This window comes from Eggerthella sp., assembly GCF_048329335.1.
Classification (GTDB): domain Bacteria; phylum Actinomycetota; class Coriobacteriia; order Coriobacteriales; family Eggerthellaceae; genus Eggerthella; species Eggerthella lenta.
This window is the reverse complement of the sequence record NZ_DBFEGU010000230.1, coordinates 1-19,492: the sequence shown is the minus strand read 5'-3', so window position 1 is coordinate 19,492 and position 19,492 is coordinate 1. Positions and strand designations below refer to the sequence as shown.

General features: G+C 65.6%; 16 protein-coding genes and 1 pseudogene. 9 read left to right on the top strand and 8 right to left on the bottom strand.

Translation table 11 applies throughout. The features are described from left to right. Together ACMO6A_RS07640 and ACMO6A_RS07635 are read left to right on the top strand one after the other, a co-directional pair. A partial coding sequence (locus ACMO6A_RS07640; protein WP_418471024.1) for a molybdopterin molybdotransferase MoeA occupies positions 1-708 on the top strand: 708 nt, incomplete at its 5' end. Between the two features lies 1 nt (position 709). Beyond that, positions 710-1,189 (top strand): MogA/MoaB family molybdenum cofactor biosynthesis protein, encoded by a 480-nt coding sequence (locus ACMO6A_RS07635; RefSeq protein ID WP_009306903.1) that lies wholly within the window; start codon positions 710-712, stop codon positions 1,187-1,189. 343 nt (positions 1,190-1,532) lie between these two features. Here ACMO6A_RS07635 and ACMO6A_RS07630 read toward each other — a convergent pair whose 3' ends face one another. The 4 genes from ACMO6A_RS07630 to ACMO6A_RS07615 form a co-directional block, all read right to left on the bottom strand. Beyond that, a complete protein-coding gene (locus ACMO6A_RS07630; protein ID WP_035585638.1) occupies positions 1,533-2,387 on the bottom strand; it encodes a dimethyl sulfoxide reductase anchor subunit family protein in 855 nt (284 codons plus the stop codon). Beyond that, on the bottom strand, positions 2,384-3,007 hold the full coding sequence (locus tag ACMO6A_RS07625; RefSeq protein WP_015761411.1) for a DMSO/selenate family reductase complex B subunit: 624 nt from the start codon (positions 3,005-3,007) through the stop codon (positions 2,384-2,386). Before ACMO6A_RS07625 ends, ACMO6A_RS07630 begins: the two co-directional genes overlap by 4 nt. A 182-nt stretch (positions 3,008-3,189) precedes the next feature. Continuing rightward, positions 3,190-3,825, bottom strand: coding sequence for a 4Fe-4S dicluster domain-containing protein (locus ACMO6A_RS07620; protein ID WP_015761410.1), 636 nt, complete (start codon positions 3,823-3,825; stop codon positions 3,190-3,192). Positions 3,826-3,840: 15 nt separating this feature from the next. Next, positions 3,841-6,276 carry a DMSO/selenate family reductase complex A subunit gene (locus ACMO6A_RS07615; RefSeq protein ID WP_035585640.1) on the bottom strand — a complete coding sequence of 812 codons (2,436 nt, stop codon included), beginning with the start codon at positions 6,274-6,276 and terminating at the stop codon, positions 3,841-3,843. A 198-nt stretch (positions 6,277-6,474) separates the two neighbouring features. Between ACMO6A_RS07615 and ACMO6A_RS07610 the strand changes: the two genes are divergently transcribed. The 3 genes from ACMO6A_RS07610 (at position 6,475) to ACMO6A_RS07600 (ending at position 10,127) form a co-directional block, all read left to right on the top strand. Then, entirely contained in the window at positions 6,475-8,010 is a 1,536-nt protein-coding gene (locus ACMO6A_RS07610; protein WP_009306898.1) for a helix-turn-helix domain-containing protein, read from the top strand. 63 nt (positions 8,011-8,073) lie between these two features. Beyond that, positions 8,074-9,477, top strand: coding sequence for an alanine racemase (gene alr, locus ACMO6A_RS07605; protein WP_009609368.1), 1,404 nt, complete (start codon positions 8,074-8,076; stop codon positions 9,475-9,477). A 14-nt stretch (positions 9,478-9,491) separates the two neighbouring features. Next, entirely contained in the window at positions 9,492-10,127 is a 636-nt protein-coding gene (locus ACMO6A_RS07600; RefSeq protein WP_009306896.1) for a uracil-DNA glycosylase, read from the top strand. 404 nt (positions 10,128-10,531) lie between these two features. Here ACMO6A_RS07600 and ACMO6A_RS07595 read toward each other — a convergent pair whose 3' ends face one another. Next, positions 10,532-11,455 carry a CorA family divalent cation transporter gene (locus ACMO6A_RS07595; protein WP_009306895.1) on the bottom strand — a complete coding sequence of 308 codons (924 nt, stop codon included), beginning with the start codon at positions 11,453-11,455 and terminating at the stop codon, positions 10,532-10,534. 285 nt (positions 11,456-11,740) lie between these two features. Between ACMO6A_RS07595 and ACMO6A_RS07590 the strand changes: the two genes are divergently transcribed. The 3 genes from ACMO6A_RS07590 to ACMO6A_RS07580 all read left to right on the top strand — a co-directional run bounded on the left by ACMO6A_RS07590 (position 11,741) and on the right by ACMO6A_RS07580 (position 15,462). Then, complete coding sequence (locus tag ACMO6A_RS07590; protein ID WP_418471022.1) at positions 11,741-12,595, top strand: sulfide/dihydroorotate dehydrogenase-like FAD/NAD-binding protein; 855 nt, start codon at positions 11,741-11,743, stop codon at positions 12,593-12,595. A 1-nt stretch (position 12,596) separates the two neighbouring features. Then, a complete protein-coding gene (gene gltA, locus ACMO6A_RS07585) occupies positions 12,597-14,075 on the top strand; it encodes an NADPH-dependent glutamate synthase (RefSeq protein WP_418471021.1) in 1,479 nt (492 codons plus the stop codon). Between the two features lie 73 nt (positions 14,076-14,148). After that, positions 14,149-15,462 carry a bifunctional folylpolyglutamate synthase/dihydrofolate synthase gene (locus ACMO6A_RS07580; protein ID WP_418471020.1) on the top strand — a complete coding sequence of 438 codons (1,314 nt, stop codon included), beginning with the start codon at positions 14,149-14,151 and terminating at the stop codon, positions 15,460-15,462. Between the two features lie 198 nt (positions 15,463-15,660). On the opposite strand, the gene ACMO6A_RS07575 is transcribed toward ACMO6A_RS07580, so the two are convergent. Then, the gene (locus tag ACMO6A_RS07575; protein ID WP_418471019.1) at positions 15,661-17,142 is read right to left on the bottom strand and encodes a response regulator transcription factor; all 1,482 of its coding nucleotides are present in this window, start codon (positions 17,140-17,142) and stop codon (positions 15,661-15,663) included. A 249-nt stretch (positions 17,143-17,391) separates the two neighbouring features. Here ACMO6A_RS07575 and ACMO6A_RS07570 point away from each other — a divergent pair, with 249 nt between their 5' ends. After that, positions 17,392-18,924: an FAD-dependent oxidoreductase gene (locus tag ACMO6A_RS07570; RefSeq protein WP_114513301.1), complete on the top strand. Its 1,533-nt coding sequence runs from the start codon at positions 17,392-17,394 to the stop codon at positions 18,922-18,924. Between the two features lie 97 nt (positions 18,925-19,021). Here the strand turns inward: ACMO6A_RS07570 and ACMO6A_RS07565 are convergent, their stop codons facing one another. Continuing rightward, on the bottom strand, positions 19,022-19,240 hold the full coding sequence (locus tag ACMO6A_RS07565) for an acyl carrier protein (RefSeq protein ID WP_009609420.1): 219 nt from the start codon (positions 19,238-19,240) through the stop codon (positions 19,022-19,024). Positions 19,241-19,297: 57 nt separating this feature from the next. Then, positions 19,298-19,492 (bottom strand): annotated as a pseudogene (locus tag ACMO6A_RS07560) (Tat pathway signal protein); the annotation flags it as partial.

Below are 19,492 nucleotides of genomic sequence, written 5' to 3'. Positions count from 1 at the left end.
CGCCCGCGCGTGGCCATCATCTCCATCGGCAGCGAGCTGGTGGACCCCACCGAGGTTCCCACGCCCGGCAAGATCCGCAACTCGAACAGCTACGCGCTTGCCGCCTGCGCGCAAGCAGCGGGTGCGGTACCCGTCATCCTGCCCATCGTGGAGGATACGAAGGAGGCGCTTGCGGCGGCGGTGTCCGCGGCGGCGGACGCGTACGACTTCGTCGTGACCAGCGGCGGGGCGTCGAACGGCGACTTCGACTTCATCAAGCCCGTGGTGTCCGAGTTGGGCGAGCTGCTGATGACCACGGTGAACATTCGTCCCGGCAAGGCCCAGACGTTCGGCATCGTGCGCGGTACGCCCGTGTTCGGCCTGCCCGGCAACCCGGCGGCGGCGTACGTGGGCTTCGAGATGATCATCCGCCCCGCGCTGCGCAAGATGCAAGGGTATGCGCATTTCGAGCGCCCGTCGGTGATGGCGAAGCTATCGCGCGACGTGAAGAAGAAGGACCCGCGCCGCATCTTCCTGCGCGGCACGCTGTACAAGAACGATGAGGGCGAATACGTGGTGGCGCCCGTCAAGAACCAGAGCTCGGGCCTGTTCGGAGTCATCCAGCGCAGCAACTGCATGGCCATCCTGCCGGAAGGCCTCGACTCTCGCACTGCCGGCTCGCTTGTGCAGTGCGTCCTGCTCGACGTTTCCGAGGAAGTGAGTTTGTAAGATGGAACAGAACATCACCTTCGCCATTATCACGTGCTCGGATACGCGCGGCATGAAGGAGGATACGGCCGGCGCAGCGCTGGAGACGCTGATCGCCGAAAACGGTTGGGAGTGCAAGAGCCACGTGGTGGTGCCCGACGAGCGACCGTTCATCGCGTCGGCCATTGTGCGCGCCTGCGACGAGCAGGACGTGGACGTGGTGCTGACCTGCGGAGGCAGCGGGCTCTCGCTGCGCGACGTGACGCCCGAGGCCACGATGGACGCGTGCGATCGCAACGTGCCCGGCATAGCCGAAGCCATGCGCGCGCATTCGCTGGCCATCACGCCGTACGCCATGCTGTCCCGCGCGCTGTGCATGCAGCGCGGCCGTCACCTGGTGATCAACCTGCCCGGCAGCGAGAAGGCTGCCCGCGAGAACTGGGACGGCGTGGTGAAAGCCCTGCCGCACGCCGTGAAGATGATGGCCGGCGGCGGGCATTAGGAACCGCTTCCCCGCGGTGTTTGACGTATGCGACTGAACTTTCCTATCGTAAGGGTTTCTTCGTACGCAGGGGAGTCGGTTTTTGTTTGCGCGGGCAGCGATAGTATCGGTAGCGAGTCGGATTTTGGCAAAAATTTCGAGGTAGGAAGATGTCATCTGCATCTAACTCTACGGTTCAGGCTGTATGGAAAAACATGACCTGGGATTATTGTCGAAACGAGCTGGGCAAGGCATCCTATAGTGCAAGTATTCCTTGGCTAACATCTTCTTACCTCGAAATTTTTGCCAAAATCAGGGAAGTCGGCGAACGACCGCTGTGTTGCCACACGGGAGAACTGTTCGATCAGAATCCCACGGTCATGTGCAGGTGGTAGAACACGATGCGGGTGACGAAGACGGCTGCGAGCGCGAGCAGGCTGGCGGTGGCTCTCAGTGCGAGTGTCGTGCGGCGGGATTGGACGCGCTTCATCGACAGGCCGGCTATTGCGAGTGCGATCGCGCCTACGATGAGATGCGCGCCGATGACAGCAGGATAGGAAGGCGCGAGCGTGCTGGCTGCGAACTCGTTGTTCGCGATGGCGGAAAGGCTCTCCTGGTGCAGTGCGAGCACGACGGTCCCCGCCACGAGCGCGGGCGCCGCCAGTACGACGAGCGCGCGCTCGAGCGCGCGCGGCCGCACCTGCGCCAGCTCCAGGAACAGGAGCCCCAACACAGGGCCTGCCAGCAACGCTGCCAACACGAGGTTCGCCGGCGTGAATGCGGTATCCCAGGTAGGAACCGTGTCCACGTTGTACGCCATGGACGTGCACGCGATAAGCGCGATTCCTGCCAGACAGGCCAACGCCAGCCATGGCTTCGCCACGGCATCGGGAAAGCGCTCCTTGAACGCCATCATCCAGTACGAACCTACCAGGAACAGGAACGCGACAGCGCTCAGAACCTCGTTGGACAGCGGCGAGCGGCCGACGCCCGAGAACACGTGCAGCGCGTTCGCGGGCGTTCCGAGGTGCGTGGCCGAGGCGATGAACCCGATCAGAACCACGCTGAACGGCAGCGCGATCATACGGTCGATGCGCACTGAGGCCGTGCGGTCGCGCGACCAGAGCCGCACGAGCGCGAGTGCCAGGAACGCAACGACGCCCGCCGGTGCGAGCGAGGTGAACAGGCCCAGCGAGAAGGCGTCGAATCCGCTGGTCATAGATGAAGCTCCGTTCGGTTCACGATGCTGCCTCCCTGCTTTTCGGCTCGTTCGGCCGCAGGCGACGGCAGGATGAGGAGGTTGGGGCGCGTGGCCGATTCGTCCGGCAGCGGCAGGATGGAGCGCACTGCGTCGGGGTGGCGGTCGGTCAGCTCGGACGTCAGCCCGAACTCCAGCGCGCGCAGCGGGCAGGCTTCCACGCAGACAGGCTGCTCGCCGTCGACGAGGCGGTCGCGGCAGCCGTCGCACTTGCTGCTGCGTTTCAGGCGCGCGTCGATATGCGGTGCGTGGTAGGGGCAGGCCATGGTGCAGTAGCCGCAGCCGATGCACTTGGTGGCATCGGGCCAGACCAGCCCGAGCTCGTCTTTATGCATGGCGCCGGTGGGGCATACGCGGGTGCACACGGGGTTGTTGCAGTGGTTGCACGAGATGGACACGTGGTAGGCGAACGCGTCCTGCGAGAACGTCCCGTCGACATCGGGTTGCCAGGAGCCGCCTTCGTAGTCGATGACCATGCGGAAGGCCATGTCCGGTCCGTGGTCATGGTAGTCCTTGCACGCTATGACGCAGGTTCTGCACCCGGTGCAGCGCGTATTGTCGTAAAAGAAGCCCCGTGGCATAATGCCGCTTTCGGTCGGAAACGATGGAAGACGAAGACGATTCTACCACGAAGGCCCGTCGATTCCCCGGAGCCCGTTCGGGCGGCGCCGTGCGCGGGGAAGCCCCGTCCTGGGGAAGGGGGCCTTCGTTCGAAGATGCGAAGGGGCGCCCCTGCGGCGCCCCTTCGAGTGGCGGATGCCGGTTAGGCCACGCCCGTCACTTCCTTCTCATTGGCGATGGCGCCAGTGGTGTCGCCGGGCTCCTTCGCCGCCGGGCACGGCAGGATTGCGATGGAGGGCGTCGTCTCGTCGGGCGACGGCATCGGCGCAATGCCTGCCACCGTTCCTTCGTGCTTCGCCCTCAGCTCCTCGATGTCGCCGAACTCCAGCGCGCGCAACGGGCAGGCCTCCACGCAGATGGGGCTCTTGCCCTCGGCCACGCGGTCGGCGCAGCCGTCGCATTTCACGCCCTTGCCCAGGGCCTTGTCCACGATGGGCACGTTGTAGGGGCACGTCTCCACGCAGGCGCCCACGCCCGTGCATTTTTCCTGGTTGATGTGCACCAGGCCCGTCTTGGTATCCTTCTCGATGGCACCCTGCGGGCACTTGGCCATGCAGGCCGGCATCGCGCAGTGCTGGCAGCCCAGCGACACGTGGTAGGCGAACGCGTCGGACGTGAAGGTGCCGTCGCCCACGTCGCTCCAGGCGCCGCCCTCGTAGTCGTACACCTTGCGGAATGCGATGGTGGCGGACAGGTCCTTGTAGTCCTTGCACGCCATCTCGCAGGTGCGGCAACCCGTGCAGCGCGTGCTGTCGAAGAAAAATCCGTACTGAGTCATGTGGTCCTCCCCCCGTTAGGCTTTCGTGATCTGGGCGATGATGGAGTGCGCCGGGCCGTTGCCCTTGGCAAGCGGCGTCGGGCGGTACGTGGTCAGCGTGTTGACGCACGCGCCCTCGTCCACGCGGTCGCCGTTCATGTCGGCCTTGTGCCACGCGCCCTGCGGGATGCCGATGGTGCCCGGGATGATGCGCGGCGTGACCAAAGCCTCGATGCGGATCTCGCCGGCGGGGCTCTTCACGGCCACCGTGTCGCCGCTGGCGATGCCGCGCGACTCGGCGTCGGCGGGGTTGATCCACAGCTGTTGGCGCGCCACCTGCTCCAGCTCGGGGATGAAGCCGAAGGAGGAGTGGGTGCGGCTCTTGTGATGGAAGCCCGTGCAGTACAGCGGGTACTCGTCGGTCACCGAGCCGTAGCCCTGGAAGCCGGGCGTGAACACGGGGATGGGGTTGATGACGTCGCCCTCTTCGAGCTCCCACGTGGCGGCGATCTCGGCCAGCTGCTCGGAGTAGATCTCGATCTTGCCCGACGGCGTGGACAGCGGGTTCTTCACCGGGTCGGTGCGGAAGTCCACCAGGCCGATGGCCGGCTCCAGCGGACGCTTGTACACGCCCTGCTCCTTGATCTCGTCCCAGGTGGGCATGTTGCCGTCGGCTTTCGCGCCGGCCTCGTAGAGCTCCTTGATCCAGTCTTCCTGCGTCTTGCCCTCGGTGAACGCGTCCTTCTTGCCGAACTTGTCGGCGATGTCGGCGCACACGTCGTAGCTGGAGCGGCACTCGCCCGGCGCTTCCTGCGCGGGCCCGCCCACGACGACGGCGGTGTAGTATTCGGAGTAGCCCTGCGTCTGCATGTTCAGCTGCTCGGAGCGCATGGCGTCGGGCAGCAGAATGTCGGCGTACTTGGCGGAGTCGGTCATCACGGTGTCCCACACCAGGATGAACTCCAGCTTGCTCTCGTCTGCCAAAACGTCGTGCGTGTAGTTGATGTCGCCGTGCTGGTTCGTGATGCAGTTGCCCGCGTAGTTCCACAGGAACTTGATGTCGTTGTTCAGCTTGTCGGCGCCCACGATGCCGGCGTTGGTGGCCGTCATCTCCTTGCCGTGGTCCACGGCGTTGATCCACTGGTACACCGGGATGGCCGTCTTGATGGGATTCTCGAACGGCAGGCTTCCCACGAGATAGGTGGGCGGTTCGGCCTCGCGCTGGCCGGTGTTCGTGCCGGGCAGGCCGATCTTGCCGATGAGCACGGGCAGCATGCAGATGGCGCGCGACGTGTCCTCGCCGTTCGTGTGGCGCTGCGGGCCCCAGCCTTGGCAGATGAACGGCGCCTCGGCGGCGGCGATGTCGGCTGCCAGCTGCTTGATGCGCTCGGCCGGGATGCCGGTGATGGGGGCGGCCCACTCGGCGGTCTTCTCTACCATGTCGTAGCCGGTGCCCATGATGTAGTCCTTGTAGGACTTGTTCTGGCCCTTGGCGCTCTCGGGCATGGTGTCCTCGTCGTAGCCGACGCAGTACTCGTCCAGGAAGCCCTTGTCCACCTGGTCGTTCGCGATCCACTCGTGCGCGATGGCGGACGCCAGCGCGGCGTCGGTGCCGGGACGGATGGGCAGCCACTCGTCCGGATGCCCCGAGCACGACTCGTTCATGCGGTAGTCGATGTTCACGATCTTGCCGCCGCGGCCGGTGACGGACTCGCGCACCTTCGCGAAGTCCCACACGGCGTTCGCGCCGCCCATGCGGGTTTCCGCCGGGCTGTTGCCGAACATCACCACGAGGTCGGAGGCGCGCTCGGCCTCGGAGAACGAGGAGGCGTGCACGTTGTCGTACGGGCTGCACTTGCTGCCGTACATGAAGGGCAGGGCGACCTGCAGCATGTGGGTGGAGTAGTCGTACGCCTGGTTGATGTAGCCGCCCAGCAGGCCCAACAGACGCAGGCCCGGCTGCTTGCCGGTGGTGGAGTACATGCCGGTGGCGTAGTTCACGTAGATGGCCTCGTTGCCGTACGTGTCGATGACGCGCTTCAGCTCGCTGGCGATGGTGTCGATGGCCTCGTCCCAGCTGATCTCCTCGAACTTGCCTTCGCCGCGCTTGCCGACGCGCTTCATGGGCTTCGTCAGACGATCGGGGCTGTTGATCCAACGGCGCATGGAGCGGCCGCGCAGGCAGGCGCGCGCCTGCAGATCGACGTCGCCGGTGTTGTCGGACTCCATGTAGACGATCTTGCCGTCCTGGGAGTGCCACTGGAAGACGCAGTTGCCGCCGCAGTTGACGTTGCACTGGCTCCACGAGATCTGGTCGGTCGATGCGCCAGCGCCCTCGCTTGCGGCGCCCTTCTCGTCCTTCGGCGCGCAGCCGTACAGCGCGGTCGATCCGGCAGCGCCGGCAAGCGCCAGGCCGGCCAGCGATCCCTTGACGAACGTGCGGCGCGATACGCTCGATTCGTTCATGGTCATGGTTCCCTCCTCTTGCTTCGATTGTTCCTCTCGCCTGTTCCAAAGTACCGGAAACAGCTGGCGGGGGAATCACACTCGTCATGTGATTTAAGAACAAAACCCCAGGTAGGAGTCATCACTATTCTCTGAATCCCCCGTTTCGGAGCCGACGGCTATGCTACCATGCGAAGCGTCGTGCAAGCTGGGATAGGAGGGGTCGTGGAGCAAAGCTCATCGCGCATGCATGTGTCCAGTTGGGGCTACGCATGTTTTCTCACGGTGAACGCCACGTCCATTTGGGGCGGTGTCTTCCCGTTTCTGCCGCTCGAATTCCAGACGGCGGAGATCACCCTCACGTTCTTCCTAGCCCAGGCGCTCGCGTTCGGCGGCGCGTTCGTAGCCAGCATGCTCGGATCGTACTACTTTCCGCGCGGCGCGCGTGTGATGCTGGTGTCGCTGAGCGCGCTGTTGGTGTTCGCCGGGTCGGCCTGCCTTATCGCGGCCATGTACGTGCAGGCGGCCACGCTCCCGCTGGTGTTCGCCGGTGGCGTGTTGCTGGGCATCGGGTGCGCGGGCATGTTCATGCTATGGCAGCGCTACTTCGCGTCGCTGCCGTCGGCCGAGGGCAACTTGCGGCTCATCGTGGGCACGGCCATCGCGCCGCTCATCTACTTTGCGCTGTACCTCGTGCCCATCGCGCTGACGGCTTTCCTCATACCGCTCGTGTTCGTGCCCTTGTGCGGCCTTTGCATCGCGCTTTCGGTGCGCGAGATGCACGTGGACCAGCCTATGTTCGAGGACGTGCCGCAGCAGCATCCGCGCGTGTATCGGCAGGTGGTGGCCGACTATTGGCGCAGTGCGCTGTGCGTGGGGTCGCTCGCGTTCGCCAGCGGCGTCATCCGCGGCATCGCGCTTCTGCACGAGGATATCGGCGCAGTGGTGAACAGCGCGTCGATGCTGGGCTCGTTGGTGTCGGCGGTGGTGCTGTTGGTGCTGTGGTACCGCATGAGCTTCCGGTTCGGGCTGACCTCGGTGTTCCGTGTGGTGTATCCGCTCATCATCACGGGGTTCTTGCTGCTGCCGTTTTTGGGTGCGACCTATCTCAACCTGTTCGCGGCGCTTACGTACATGGTGTTCTCGCTAGTGCAGATGCTCATGATGATGCAGTGCGCGCAGATCTCGCGCGACCGCGGCATCAACCCGGTGTTCATCTACGGGTTCTTCGGCGGCGTGGCCTACATCATGCAGAGCGCCGGCTTCTTGCTGGGCTGGGTGAGCGACTTCATGTGGATCGGCGGTCGCGAGTGGTTGTTCATCGTGGCCATGGTATCGAGCTACGTGCTGGGCCTCACGCTGCTGGCGGCCACGGGCACGCTGTTCAAATCGCTGGCGGCGAAGGGCACGGTGACGGCCGATCCCATCGAGTTCCTGGCGGTCGGCGCGCCGGAGGAGCCGCGGCAGCAGAAGGCGGCGAAACCTGCGGCAAAGCGCCGACGGAATCGCCCTTCGGCATCCGAAGACGCGGGCGTCATCCGCGATCGCACGTCGAAGCAATGTCTCATGCTGCAGGAGGCGCACGGGTTGTCGACGCGCGAAACGGAGGTCATGGAGCTTATCGCGCGCGGGAACAGCATGGCCGCCATCGCCGAGCGCCTGGTCATCAGCGAGAACACCGTGCGCACGCACGCGAAGCACATTTACACGAAGCTCGACATCCACCGTCGTCAAGAGCTGTTGGACATGCTGCATGAATGAGGGCGGGCTTCGCCACGATCCCAAGTGCTATACTGATGCCCGATCGACTGAAAGGCGTAGAGCATGGCACAGGATCTTCCCAACGGGTTCACCGGTTTCTCGCAACGCAGGCCCAACGGCTTCGTGTCGGCGAGCGCGGCGATGGGTACGCCGCGATACGTAGGCGAGCAGCCTCCGGCGGGCAACGCGGCCAACAAGGGCGCGTACGAGGCGGCCACGGCGGCGTTCAGCAGCGGAGCGGAGGGCGCGTTCCAGTACGCGCGCGACCACGCGCGGCCCGACGGCGAGCCGGCCCAATTCGACCCCGACAAGCTGCGCCTCATTCCCGACGTCGACCGCCGCTGGTCGTGGACCGAGATCGACCTCAACGCCATCCGTCATAACACGAGCGCCGTCAAGCAGCGCATCGACAACGGCGTGCGCCTCATGGCCGTGGTGAAGGCCGACGGATACGGTCACGGCGCGGTGCGCTGTGCCAAGACCGCGCTCAACTCCGGCGCCGACTACCTGGGCGTGGCCACGGTGAACGAAGCCATCGAGCTGCGCGAGGCGCTGGTAAACGCGCCCATCCTCGTTCTTTCGCAGCCGCCCGAGACGGCCATCCCGCTGCTTCTGGCTTACAAGGTCATGCCGAGCGTCTATACCTCCGAGTTCGCCATCCAGTACGCCGAGGCCGCCGACGCGTACGGCGTGCGCGCTCCGTACCACCTGGCGGTGAACACGGGTATGAACCGCATCGGCGTGCGCCACGACGAAGTGGTCGAGTTCATGGGGCAGGTGAGCTTCCATCGCGCGCTCGACCTCGTGGGCACGTTCACGCACTTCGCCACGGCCGACTCCGCGGAGACGTTGGACTTCCAGATCCAGGTGAAGCGGTTCATCGAGGCCGTCACGGCGCTGCGCACGGCAGGCGTCAACCCCGGCATCGTGCATGCGGCGAACTCGGCCGCGGCCATCCGCTATCCTGACGTGCAGTTCGACATGGTGCGCCTGGGCATAGCCATGTACGGCCTGCATCCGTCGGGCGTCACGCGCCCGATGATCGACCTGCACCCCGCCATGAGCGTGCACGCGCGCATCACCGACGTGCGCACCGTGCCCATGAGCGAGGGCGTGAGCTACGGCATGAACTACCGCAGTCCCGGCAGCGTGAAGATATGCACCGTGCCCGTGGGGTACGCCGACGGCCTGCGTCGCGGCCTGTCGGGGCGCACCGACGTGATCCTCAAGGGGCAGCGCTGCCATCAGGTGGGCAACATCTGCATGGACCAGTGCATGTTCGAGGTGGATCTGCGGGTGTACGGCAGCCGGCGCCGGCTCGATCCGATGATTGGCGACGAGGTGCTGCTGGTGGGACGCGAGGGCGATTCCGTGATCACCCTCGACGACATGGCGAACACGCTGGGCACCATCAACTACGAGCTGGCCTGCGGGTTCAGCTTGCGCATGCCGCGCGTGTACGTGTAGGAAAGGGGATTCGCATGACCAAGCCGCATATTCCGCTCGACGAGATACGCGCGCAGGTGGAAGGGTGCCGCAAGTGCCCCTTGGCCGACGGCCGCACGCAGACGGTGTTCGGCGTGGGCAATCCCGAAGCACGCGTCATGATCATCGGCGAGGCGCCGGGCAAGAACGAAGACCTGCAAGGCGAGCCCTTCGTGGGCGCGGCGGGCAAGTACCTCAACGAGCTGCTGGCCGTCGCCGGGCTCGTCCGCGAGGACGTGTTCATCGCGAACGTGCTGAAGTGCCGCCCGCCCGGAAACCGCGACCCGCGTCCCGAGGAGATCGAGCTGTGCACGCCGTACCTGCGCGAGCAGACGCGCACCATCGATCCCGAGTTCCTGGTGACGCTGGGGAACTTCTCCACGAAGTTCATCCTGAAGACGGATATCGGCATCACGCGCCTGCACGGCACCGTGCAGCGCGCCGGCAAGTTCAAGGTGTTCCCCATCTTCCACCCGGCGGCCGCGCTGTACGACGGTTCCAAGCGCGAGGCGCTGGAGAACGACTTCGCCACGCTGGGCGAGCTGTTGCGCGCAAGCGAAGCCGAACGGGCCGCGGAGGCCGCCGCCAAAGCCGCCGAACCCCCGCACGTCGAGCAACCGCCGCTGCTGTAACGGCTCGACGCAAGCGCCGTCCGTCCCCTTGCCTCATACAGCCCCGTTAACGAAAGGTTTCTTTCGATAGCGGGGCCTTTTCGCAGCGTAACGAAAAAACAGCTGATTTCTTTCGTTAGCGGCTGGCTTAGTGCGCAGCCCCCTTCGGTTCGAGATTGCCCCTTTGGCGCTCGTGCAGCGGATCGAGGCCGAAATGGCAAAAAAGCATCGAATTCGGAATGCATCGCAAGCCTTGAGCAAGCGCCGTGCGCGGCACCAGAAGAAGTGCTCTTCGCAATCAGGCATTATGCGGGGTGGTTATCCGGAGCACGGTCGGCTCGCAGTCGATCCCAGGCGGCAACTTCCGAATTCGATGCTTTTTTGCCATCTGGGCCTTCGTTGGATGCGCGGGAGGGGGTGAGGCACTACAGCCACTTCTTGCGCTTGAAGATGATGATTTCGATCACGACGATGATTACCGATACGGCGATGATGGCTTCGTAGCCCCAGCGCCAGTCAAGGCCGGGCATGTTCGTGAAATTCATGCCGAACCAGCTGGTCAGCAGCGTCAGCGGCGCGAACAACGTGGTGATAACCGTGAAGAACTGCATCGTGTTGTTCTGCTGCAGGTCGATTTGCGTCTGGTACAGTTCGCGCAACTGCAAGCTGTACTCCTTGAGGGTGAGCGAGCGCTTCAACAGGCGTTCGGCCTGACGTTCCGCTACCAGGAATAGGCGGCTTTCCTCCTTGCTGAGCAGCCCGTTCTCGTTTTCGGCTATGCCGCTGGCCATGTCCACCAGCTGCTGGTAGTACGTGTCGATGCGCAGCAGCTTGCGCCGGAACGTCAGCATGGTGCGGCTGTTGGCGTTCTTGCCGCGATCGATGATGGACTCCTCCACGTCCTCCATGCGATCCTCCAGATCGGCCAGGAAGGAGAGGTCGTTCTTCATGAGCATCTTCATGAACTCGAACAGGCAGTGACCGACGGTGGGCTGCTTCAAAACGCCTTGCGAGGCGATTTCCTCGAGAACGCGCGCGCAGGTGGTGCCGTCGTCGAGGAACACCAGATGCGTGGCGTCGAAGTAGAACGCGAAGCAGAGCGGGTCGAACAGGATGTGGTTCTTGTTGGGCACGGCGAACGATCCGATGAGGCAGTGGGGGAACACATCGAGGTAGGTGTTCTCGACCGTGTATATGGAGCGCAGCGACTCCCGCGTCTCGGAGCTGAGGAAGCAGGCCTCGCCAATTTCCAGCGAGTTGAGCACTTCGACCACCGGCTGATCGGCGTCGATGGGCGTGCCTGCCGGGGCGGCTTGCAGGCGGTTGTGCAGAAAGTAGAGGTGAGCCATCGCGTTCTCCCAAACGAAACCCCGGGCGTCTTGCCCGCGGACCGGACGATTCCCCAGCTTACCATGCAGGAGCCTCCCCGCATGCTCTCCGGTTGCTCCGTTGGGGGATTGTTGACGCACGCCAGAACATTGAGAAACCCTTCCGGCGCGATTTCCTCCACTGGCCGGGTGGAAACATGCTCGTAACATAGGTGCGGCAGCGCCTTTGCTATACTGACGGCCACATCTACGAGACGGCACCGCTTTCGGTGCTGCTTTTGTATCTGAGACGAGAAGGGCAGTGACGTGTATCCCATCGAACAGGTAGAGGCGCTCAATCCCGAGGTGACGCGCATGGTGGTGCGCGCGCCCGAGATCGCGAAGAAGATCAAGCCGGGTCAGTTCATCATGCTGCGCATCGACGAGCAGGGCGAGCGCATCCCGTTGACCATGAACGACTGCGACCCGGAGGCGGGCACGATTACGATCATCTTCCAGGCGGTTGGCGCCACCACGATACGCCTCGCCCAGATGAAAGCGGGCGACGCGCTGCAGGACTTCGCCGGGCCGTTGGGCAACCCCACCGAGCTGGAAGGCGCGAAGCGCGCGTGCGTCATCGGCGGCGGTTTGGGAACAGCCATCGCGTTTCCTCAGGCCAAGTGGCTGTACGACCATGGCTGCGAGGTGGATGTTATCACCGGCTTCCGCAACAAGGACCTCGTGCTGCTGGAAGACGAGATCGACCGGCATTCCACGCGCCAGATCATCATGACCGACGATGGTTCGAACGGAAACAAGGGCCTGGTGACGCAGGCGCTGCAGCAGCGCATCGACGAGGGCGCGGACTACGACCTCGTTCTGGCTGTGGGGCCCGTCATCATGATGAAGTTCGTGGCCGCCACGACGAAGCCCTACGGCATCAAAACGTACGTGAGCATGAACCCTCTCATGATCGACGGCACCGGCATGTGCGGCGGTTGCCGCGTGAAGGTGGGCGACGAGTACCTGCACGCGTGCGTGGACGGCCCAGACTTCGACGGCCATCTGGTGGACTTCGACGACGCCATGCGTCGCGGCGTGATGTACCGGAGCTTCGAGGCCGAGGCGCGCGAAGGACGCTCGTGCGGCGCGCATGCGGGCGACGAGCGGAAGGGGGCCTAGCATGGCGCGGACGAACTACGAGGTGAACAGGCAGAAGACGCGCGTTCCCATGCCGGAGCTCGATCCGGTCGAGCGTGCGCAGACGTTCGACGAGGTGGCTCTGGGCTACTCCGAAGAAGAGGCGGTAGCTGAGGCGCGCCGCTGCATCCAGTGCCCGAACGCTCCGTGCGTGGGCGGCTGCCCCGTGGGCGTTCCCATCTCGCAGTTTATCGCACAGGTGGCCGAGGGCAATTTCGCCCGTGCGTACGCCATAGTGAAGAGCGCGAACTCGCTGCCTGCCATCTGCGGACGCGTGTGCCCGCAGGAGACGCAGTGCGAGGGCGTGTGCACGCGCGGAAAGAACGGCGAGCCCGTTTCTATCGGTCGTCTGGAACGCTTCACGTCTGACTGGGCGTTCGAGCACCCTGAGGAAGCGGCTGCGGCTATGGAGGAGTTCGCGTGCGAAGGCGAAGGGCTCGTCGAGCAGACGGCCGGCGATGACGCGGCGGCATCGATCGACCTTTCCGGCAAGCGCGTGGCCGTTGTGGGCTCGGGCCCGGCGTCGCTGACGTGCGCGGGCGAGCTGGCGAAGCTGGGCTGCGACGTGACCGTGTTCGAGGCGCTGCACAAGGTGGGCGGCGTGCTGACCTACGGCATCCCCGAGTTCCGTCTTCCGAAGGACCTCGTGCAGCGCGAGGTGTCGAAGCTGGGCGACAAGGGCGTGTCGTTCGAGGTGAACGCGCTGGTGGGCAAGCTCTACGACATCGACGAGCTCATGGAGGATCGCGGCTTCGACGCGGTGTTCGTGGGCACGGGCGCGGGGCTTCCCAGCTACCTGGGCATCGAGGGCGAGGGCCTCAACGGCGTGTCGGTGGCAAGCGAGCTGCTGACCCGCGTGAACCTTATGAAGGCGTACCTGTTCCCCGAGTACGAGACGCCGGTGTACGCTGGCAAGAAGTGCGTGGTGGTGGGCGGCGGCAACGTGGCCATGGACGCCGCGCGCACGGCGAGGCGCCTGGGCGCCGAGGTGACCGTGGTGTACCGCCGCGGCCGCGAGGAGATGCCGGCGCGCGCCGAGGAAGTGCACCATGCCGAGCAGGAGGGCATCCGTTTCCAGCTGCTGACGAACCCGACGCGCATCCTGGGCGACGAGAAGGGCTGGGTGTCCGGCGTCGAATGCGTGCGCATGGAGCTGGGCGAGCCTGACGCGAGCGGCCGTCGCCGCCCGACGGCGGTCGAGGGCAGCGAGTTCGTCATCGACATCGACATGCTGGTGGTTGCGGCGGGCTCGAAGACCAACCCGCTGATCGCGAAAACCACGCCGGGGCTGGAAGTGACGCCGCGCAGCCTGATCGTGGCCGACGAGCGCACGGGCGCCACGTCGAAGCCGGGCGTGTTCGCCGGCGGTGACGCGGTCATCGGCGCGGCCACCGTGATCCTGGCCATGGGTGCCGGCAAGCGCGCCGCCGCGGGCATCGCGGAGTATTTGACGCAGGACTAGACTGAATACCGTTGTACAAGGGAACGAGTGTTTCATTTGAAACACTCGTTCGTGTTTTTTTGGGAGGCTGGATATGCCGTTCGATCCTATCGCCTACATCAACGAGCCCCGCTGGATGGAATCGCGCTTGGGGCTCGATCGCATTCGCGAGCTGCTCGACCGGCTGGGCCGTCCGCAGGACCGCCTCAAGTTCGTGCACGTGGCCGGCACGAACGGCAAGGGTTCGACCTGCGCGTACCTGGCTTCCATCTTGCAAGCGGCCGGCTTGCGCACGGGGCTGTTCACCAGCCCCTACCTGATCACGTTCGAAGAGCGCATCCGCGTGGACGGCGTTAACATCGCGCTGGACCAACTGGCCGAGGTCGCGTTGCTCGTGAAGGAGCAGGCCGAGGCCATGACCGACCACCCCACCGAATTCGAGCTGATGACGGCGGTGGCGCTCGTGCACTTCGCGCGCCGAGGCTGCGATATCGTGGTGCTCGAAGTGGGCCTCGGCGGGCGCCTCGATTCGACGAACGCCATCGACGCGCCCGAGGCGGCCGTCATCGCGCGCATCGGCCTCGACCACACGAAGCTGCTCGGCACCACGCTGGCCGCCATCGCGGGCGAGAAGGCCGGCATCGTGAAGCCGGGATCCGCCGTGGTGTCGTGGCCGCAGGACGCCGAAGCGATGGCCGTGGTCGAGCAGGCGGCCGCGGCGGCGGGCGATACGCTCACCGTGCCCGATTTCGCGTGCTTGAACGTGGGCCCGGTGGATTGGGGCGCTTCCGGCGCGCCCGCGCGCTCGTTCTCGTACGGGCGCTTCGCCGACCTGCGCACGAAGCTGCTGGGATCGTACCAGCCGGCGAACGCGGCGCTGGCCATCGAGGTGACCGAAGCGCTGCGCACGCACGGATGGGCCATCGACGACGACGCGGTGCGTCAGGGCGTCGCAGGCGCCGCCTGGCCGGGGCGCTTCGAGATCGTGCGCGCGGGGGAGGGCGAGCCGACCGTCGTCGTGGACGGCGGGCACAATCCCCAGGGCGCCCGCGCGCTCGTGGATTCGCTGGCCGACGTGTTCCCCGGTCGCAAGCCTGTGTTCATCATGGGGGTGCTGGAGGACAAGGACTACCCGGCCATGCTGGAAACCGTGATGCCGCTCGTCGGGGGGTTCGTGGCGGTGACGCCCGACAACCCGCGCGCGCTTTCCGCCGACAGGCTGGCGCGCGCCATCCGCTGGACGGGGCAGGACGTGCTGGGGTGCTCGGCGCACATGCGGCCTCACGTCGCGCGCGACATGGCCGATGCATTGGCGAAGGCGCGCGAGCTGGCGGGAGCCGACGGCCTCATCTGCGCGTTCGGCAGTCTGTACTCGGTAGGCGCGCTGAAAGAACAGCTGGAGGGGTAGACGCCTTCTGCCCGGACGCTGCGGGGGGGGGGTCGGAATGCGTGCGTTGGGGACAGCCCTTCCCCATGGCGCGAAAGGGCGTCTGCGGCCTAGCGACCGCACGTCGCGCCGATTCGGCAAGAAAGCGGCATGCGATCGGCGCGGAGCAAGACGCGCTCATCCCGAAGCTTCCGCCGCGCTGGGGGAGAGGGTAGGCCTCTACTCCCTATTCTGCAGCAGGTCGATCAATTCCTGCTTCGAATGCACGTCGAGTTTCGTGTAGACGTTCTTGGCGTGCGTGCGCACCGTGTTCTCCGACAGGCACAGCGCCTCGGCGATGTAGGACTTGCTGCGTCCCTGGGCGATGAGCAGCGCCACTTCCGTCTCGCGTTCCGACAGGTCGAACGCGTCGCGGAACCACTCCTGCGGGTCCGGCTGGGCCTGCGCGCTCGGCATCGCCGCGGGGGTCGGCGCCGCGGCTCCCGCCCCTTCCATCTCCGCTCGCCTCGTCTCGCGCGCCGCGCCCGCCGCGCTTCGCGGGGCGGGAGCCGCCACGTCTTCGGTGAACAGCGGCCGCAGCTTCAAAATGCCGTCCGACAGCAGCAGCGCCATGCTGGCGGCCAGCGCGAACACCACGATGCCGATGACGGCGGTCACCGCGTACGACGAGGCCCCCATCGCGCCCAGCACCATGATCAGCACGCGGCCCGCGTCGCGCGACAGCACGCGCGACGCCCAGGCGAACCCATACACGGCGTACACGTCGGTGGTGGTGTGGCGCGCCACGTCCTGCAGCGTGATCCACAGCACGCCCAGCATGAGCGTGTCGGCGATGTTGACGGTAGCGATGGCCAGCCCCGTGAAGTGCCCGGGGAACACCGACAGGATCAGCATGCCCGCGGCCACCAGCATGATCTCGATGCGCCAGAGGAACGAGAAGCTCAGCCGCTTGCGCTTCACGATGAACCACCAGATGATGAACAGGCTGATCACCACGACGCCCATCTGGTGGACGACGCGTTGCAACGCGTCCATGGGCACGGGCTCGCCGGCGTGGAAGCCGCGCGAGATGCCCAGCGCCAGCCCGAACACGGCCAGGCCGCCGAAGATGAACAGCATGGTGCTGCGCGGCTCTTTGTCGTAGATCGGCTCGGGCGCGGGCTGCGGTCCCACGTCGGTCTTCATGGCGCGCTGGTAGCACAAGAGGGCGATGGCCGGCATGAACATGCTCACCGTGTAGCTGAGCGCCTCGGGCAGGAAGCTGAGCGCCAGGCCGCCGAGCGATCCGAGGGCCAGCGACAAGAACCCGTACAGCACCGACTGGCGCAATCCCAGCCGCACGTACGCCGCCGTCCACATGCCGCCGCCCAGCGCGCTGCCGATGCCGGCGCACACGCTGGCCACCGCCAAGATATCGACGGCACCGGTTTCCTTGCCCGCCAGGATGAGCACGGTGGAGAACGTCATGACGGCGAAGCCGAGCCACGCCACCGCCGTGCGGTTGCCCTTTGAGAACGGCTTGCGCAGCGCGATGGCCGCGCCGATGACCATCACCAGGCCGTACGCGAGGTTGTTGACCACCGTGAACAGCCCGTCGTCGCTTTGCGTGTACGACGCGAACAGGTTCACCTGCAGCCAGACGCGCGTGGCCGCCAGCCCCAGAAACGACGGCAGGAAGGCGCCGCCCATGAGGGCGCGCATCTGATTCGTTCGAGCGGTTGCGCTCGCGTGCGGCATCGATCCTCGATTCTTGCAGGGGGACGAAGTACGGCAACCAGTATATACGAGCACGCCCGAGCGCGTGCACTACGCGTAGAGCACGCCTCACACCTTCCGGGTGAAACCCGGCGGCATCGGGTGTTTTTCACCCGGAAGGTGGCTTCTGAGGTGCGCGCATCGTGCGTAGAGTGCAGGGCATGAAGCATCACCCTAGGGAGGAAAGGATCAATCATGACGGGAATCAAGACGGGACGCACCGCCACTGCTGCCACCGAGACGACGATGGCTTCCATGCCGCTGACGCGCCGGCAGTTCGCCCAGGCGCTGACGGGCGGTTTGGCCACCATGGCGCTGGGCAGCCTGTTCGGCTGCGCGCCGCAGCAGGCCGCGGCCGCCGAGGCGTACGAGACGGTGGACTTCGACGTGGTGGTTCTGGGCGGCGGCGGTGCCGGCGTGACGGCGGCGGGCCAGGCTGCGGCGGCCGGCGCGAAGACCGTGCTGCTGGAGAAGATGGCGTGGCTGGCCGGTTCCAGCTCGCTGGCCCTCGGCACGTTCTACGGCGCGGGCACGCAGCTGCAGAAAGCCGCGGGCATCGAGGACGATCCGTCGGGGCTGCTCGACTACTTCCTGTCGCGCGGCGGCGACAAGCTGGACTACGACGTGCAGAAGTTCTGCGCCGAGCACTTCGGCGAAACCATCGACTGGCTGACGGGCGAGCTGGGCGTGCCCTTCAAGGAGACCGTGTCGAAGAAGGGCAAGGACCCGGTGCCGCGCGGCCATAACTGCGTCAACAACGCCATGGACGCGTTGAGCGCCGTCACGGCGTACGCTCAGGAGCACGGCGCCGAGTTCCACTTCGGCACCACGGTGGAATCGCTCGTGGTCGATGACGGCGGCGCGGCGGCCGGCGTGCTCGCAAAGCGCGGGAACGGCTCGACGGTGCTCTACAACGCGAAGAACGTGATCGTGTCCACGGGCGGGTTCTGCCGCAACGTCGAGATGATCGATGGGTACTGCCCCGACTACTCGGGCGTGTACACCGAGGTGGGCGTCGGCTGCACGGGCGAGGGGCTGCAGATGGGCCTCGACATCGGCGCGGACTACGTGGGCCACGGCGGCACGAACGGCATCCTCGCCTGTCCCGTGGAGCCGGGCCAGTCGAAGCTCATCAGCAACAAGGCGCTGTGGATCAACTCCAAGGGCGAGCGCTTCGCCAACGAGGCCGGCCAGACGCACGACATCTACTACGACGTGGCGCACTTCGACGATCAGAAGTTCTTCGCGGTGTACGACCAGGCCATGGTGGACGCGCTTGACGAGGATCTGCGCAGCAAGCTCGACTTCGGCTTGGAGCAGGGCATGTTCGCGAAGGCCGACACGGTGGCCGAGGCGGCGGCAGCGCTCGGCATCGACGGCGCTGCGGCGCAGACGGCGCTCGACGCGTACAACGAGCTGGCCGCGTCCGGCGAGGATACCCAGTTCAAGAAGAAGGCCGAGAACCTCGTCCCGCTCGCGGAGGCTCCCTTCTACGTGCTGACGATGGGCGTGTGCACGCACGGCAGCTTCGGCGGCTATCGCGTGAACACCGAGTTCCAGGTGCTCGACACCGACGGTCAGCCCATCCCGCACCTGTACGCGGCCGGCGAAGTGTGCTGCGGCACGTTCATCTACGACGACTACCCGGCGGGCGGGTGCGGTCTGAACTGGTCCTACACCTCCGGTCGCTTCTCGGGCGCCAACGCGGCCAAGGCGGCGCTCGCGTAAGGTTTTCCGCTGGCCCGATTCTCCCTGGACAAGCGAAGGCCCGCCGATCGGCGGGCCTTCGCGGTGCTGCTGGATGGTACTGCGTGCGCTGTCGCGCTTACAGCGAGTCGATGTACTCCACGAGGCTGCCCACGGTGTCGAGGCCCTCGGGCTCGCCGAAGTCCACGTCGCAGGCCTCTTCGAGGTCGCAGATCAGCTCCACCATGTCGAGCGAGTCGATGCCCAGCGAGTCGAACGTCGAGCTCTCCTCGACGGTGCTCGGGTCGATGTCGAGGTTCTCCTCGAGGATGGTCTTGATGGTGTCGATGGTTGCCATGCCGCTCCTATCGTCTAGTTTCGGTGGCACCCATTGTATCGGACAACGCGCGAAGAGTTAACCGACGGGCAGGAGTTCGGTAATCTCCACAAAGGTGCACACGGCAAGCTGCTCGTCGGCGTCCTTCAGCTTCCCGATGACGGATTCGTCTTCCACGAGGGTCGCTTTCACCACCGAGCCCTGGTGGCGCAGCTCCTTCGTCTCGGCCGTCGGGTTCGGCACGTCGAAGGCGATCATGCCGATCTTCGCCCG

Excerpts from the sequence above, each read along its gene's own strand:
- ACMO6A_RS07630 (WP_035585638.1), bottom strand. The coding sequence starts at position 2,387 with ATGACCAGCGGATTCGACGCCTTCTCGCTGGGCCTGTTCACCTCGCTC.
- ACMO6A_RS07565 (WP_009609420.1), bottom strand. The coding sequence starts at position 19,240 with ATGGCAACCATCGACACCATCAAGACCATCCTCGAGGAGAACCTCGAC.
- ACMO6A_RS07615 (WP_035585640.1), bottom strand. The coding sequence starts at position 6,276 with ATGACCATGAACGAATCGAGCGTATCGCGCCGCACGTTCGTCAAGGGA.
- ACMO6A_RS07595 (WP_009306895.1), bottom strand. The coding sequence starts at position 11,455 with ATGGCTCACCTCTACTTTCTGCACAACCGCCTGCAAGCCGCCCCGGCA.
- alr (WP_009609368.1), top strand. The coding sequence starts at position 8,074 with ATGGCACAGGATCTTCCCAACGGGTTCACCGGTTTCTCGCAACGCAGG.
- ACMO6A_RS07575 (WP_418471019.1), bottom strand. The coding sequence starts at position 17,142 with ATGCGCGCCCTCATGGGCGGCGCCTTCCTGCCGTCGTTTCTGGGGCTG.
- ACMO6A_RS07620 (WP_015761410.1), bottom strand. The coding sequence starts at position 3,825 with ATGACTCAGTACGGATTTTTCTTCGACAGCACGCGCTGCACGGGTTGC.
- ACMO6A_RS07625 (WP_015761411.1), bottom strand. The coding sequence starts at position 3,007 with ATGCCACGGGGCTTCTTTTACGACAATACGCGCTGCACCGGGTGCAGA.
- ACMO6A_RS07600 (WP_009306896.1), top strand. The coding sequence starts at position 9,492 with ATGACCAAGCCGCATATTCCGCTCGACGAGATACGCGCGCAGGTGGAA.
- gltA (WP_418471021.1), top strand. The coding sequence starts at position 12,597 with ATGGCGCGGACGAACTACGAGGTGAACAGGCAGAAGACGCGCGTTCCC.
- ACMO6A_RS07570 (WP_114513301.1), top strand. The coding sequence starts at position 17,392 with ATGACGGGAATCAAGACGGGACGCACCGCCACTGCTGCCACCGAGACG.
- ACMO6A_RS07635 (WP_009306903.1), top strand. The coding sequence starts at position 710 with ATGGAACAGAACATCACCTTCGCCATTATCACGTGCTCGGATACGCGC.
- ACMO6A_RS07580 (WP_418471020.1), top strand. The coding sequence starts at position 14,149 with ATGCCGTTCGATCCTATCGCCTACATCAACGAGCCCCGCTGGATGGAA.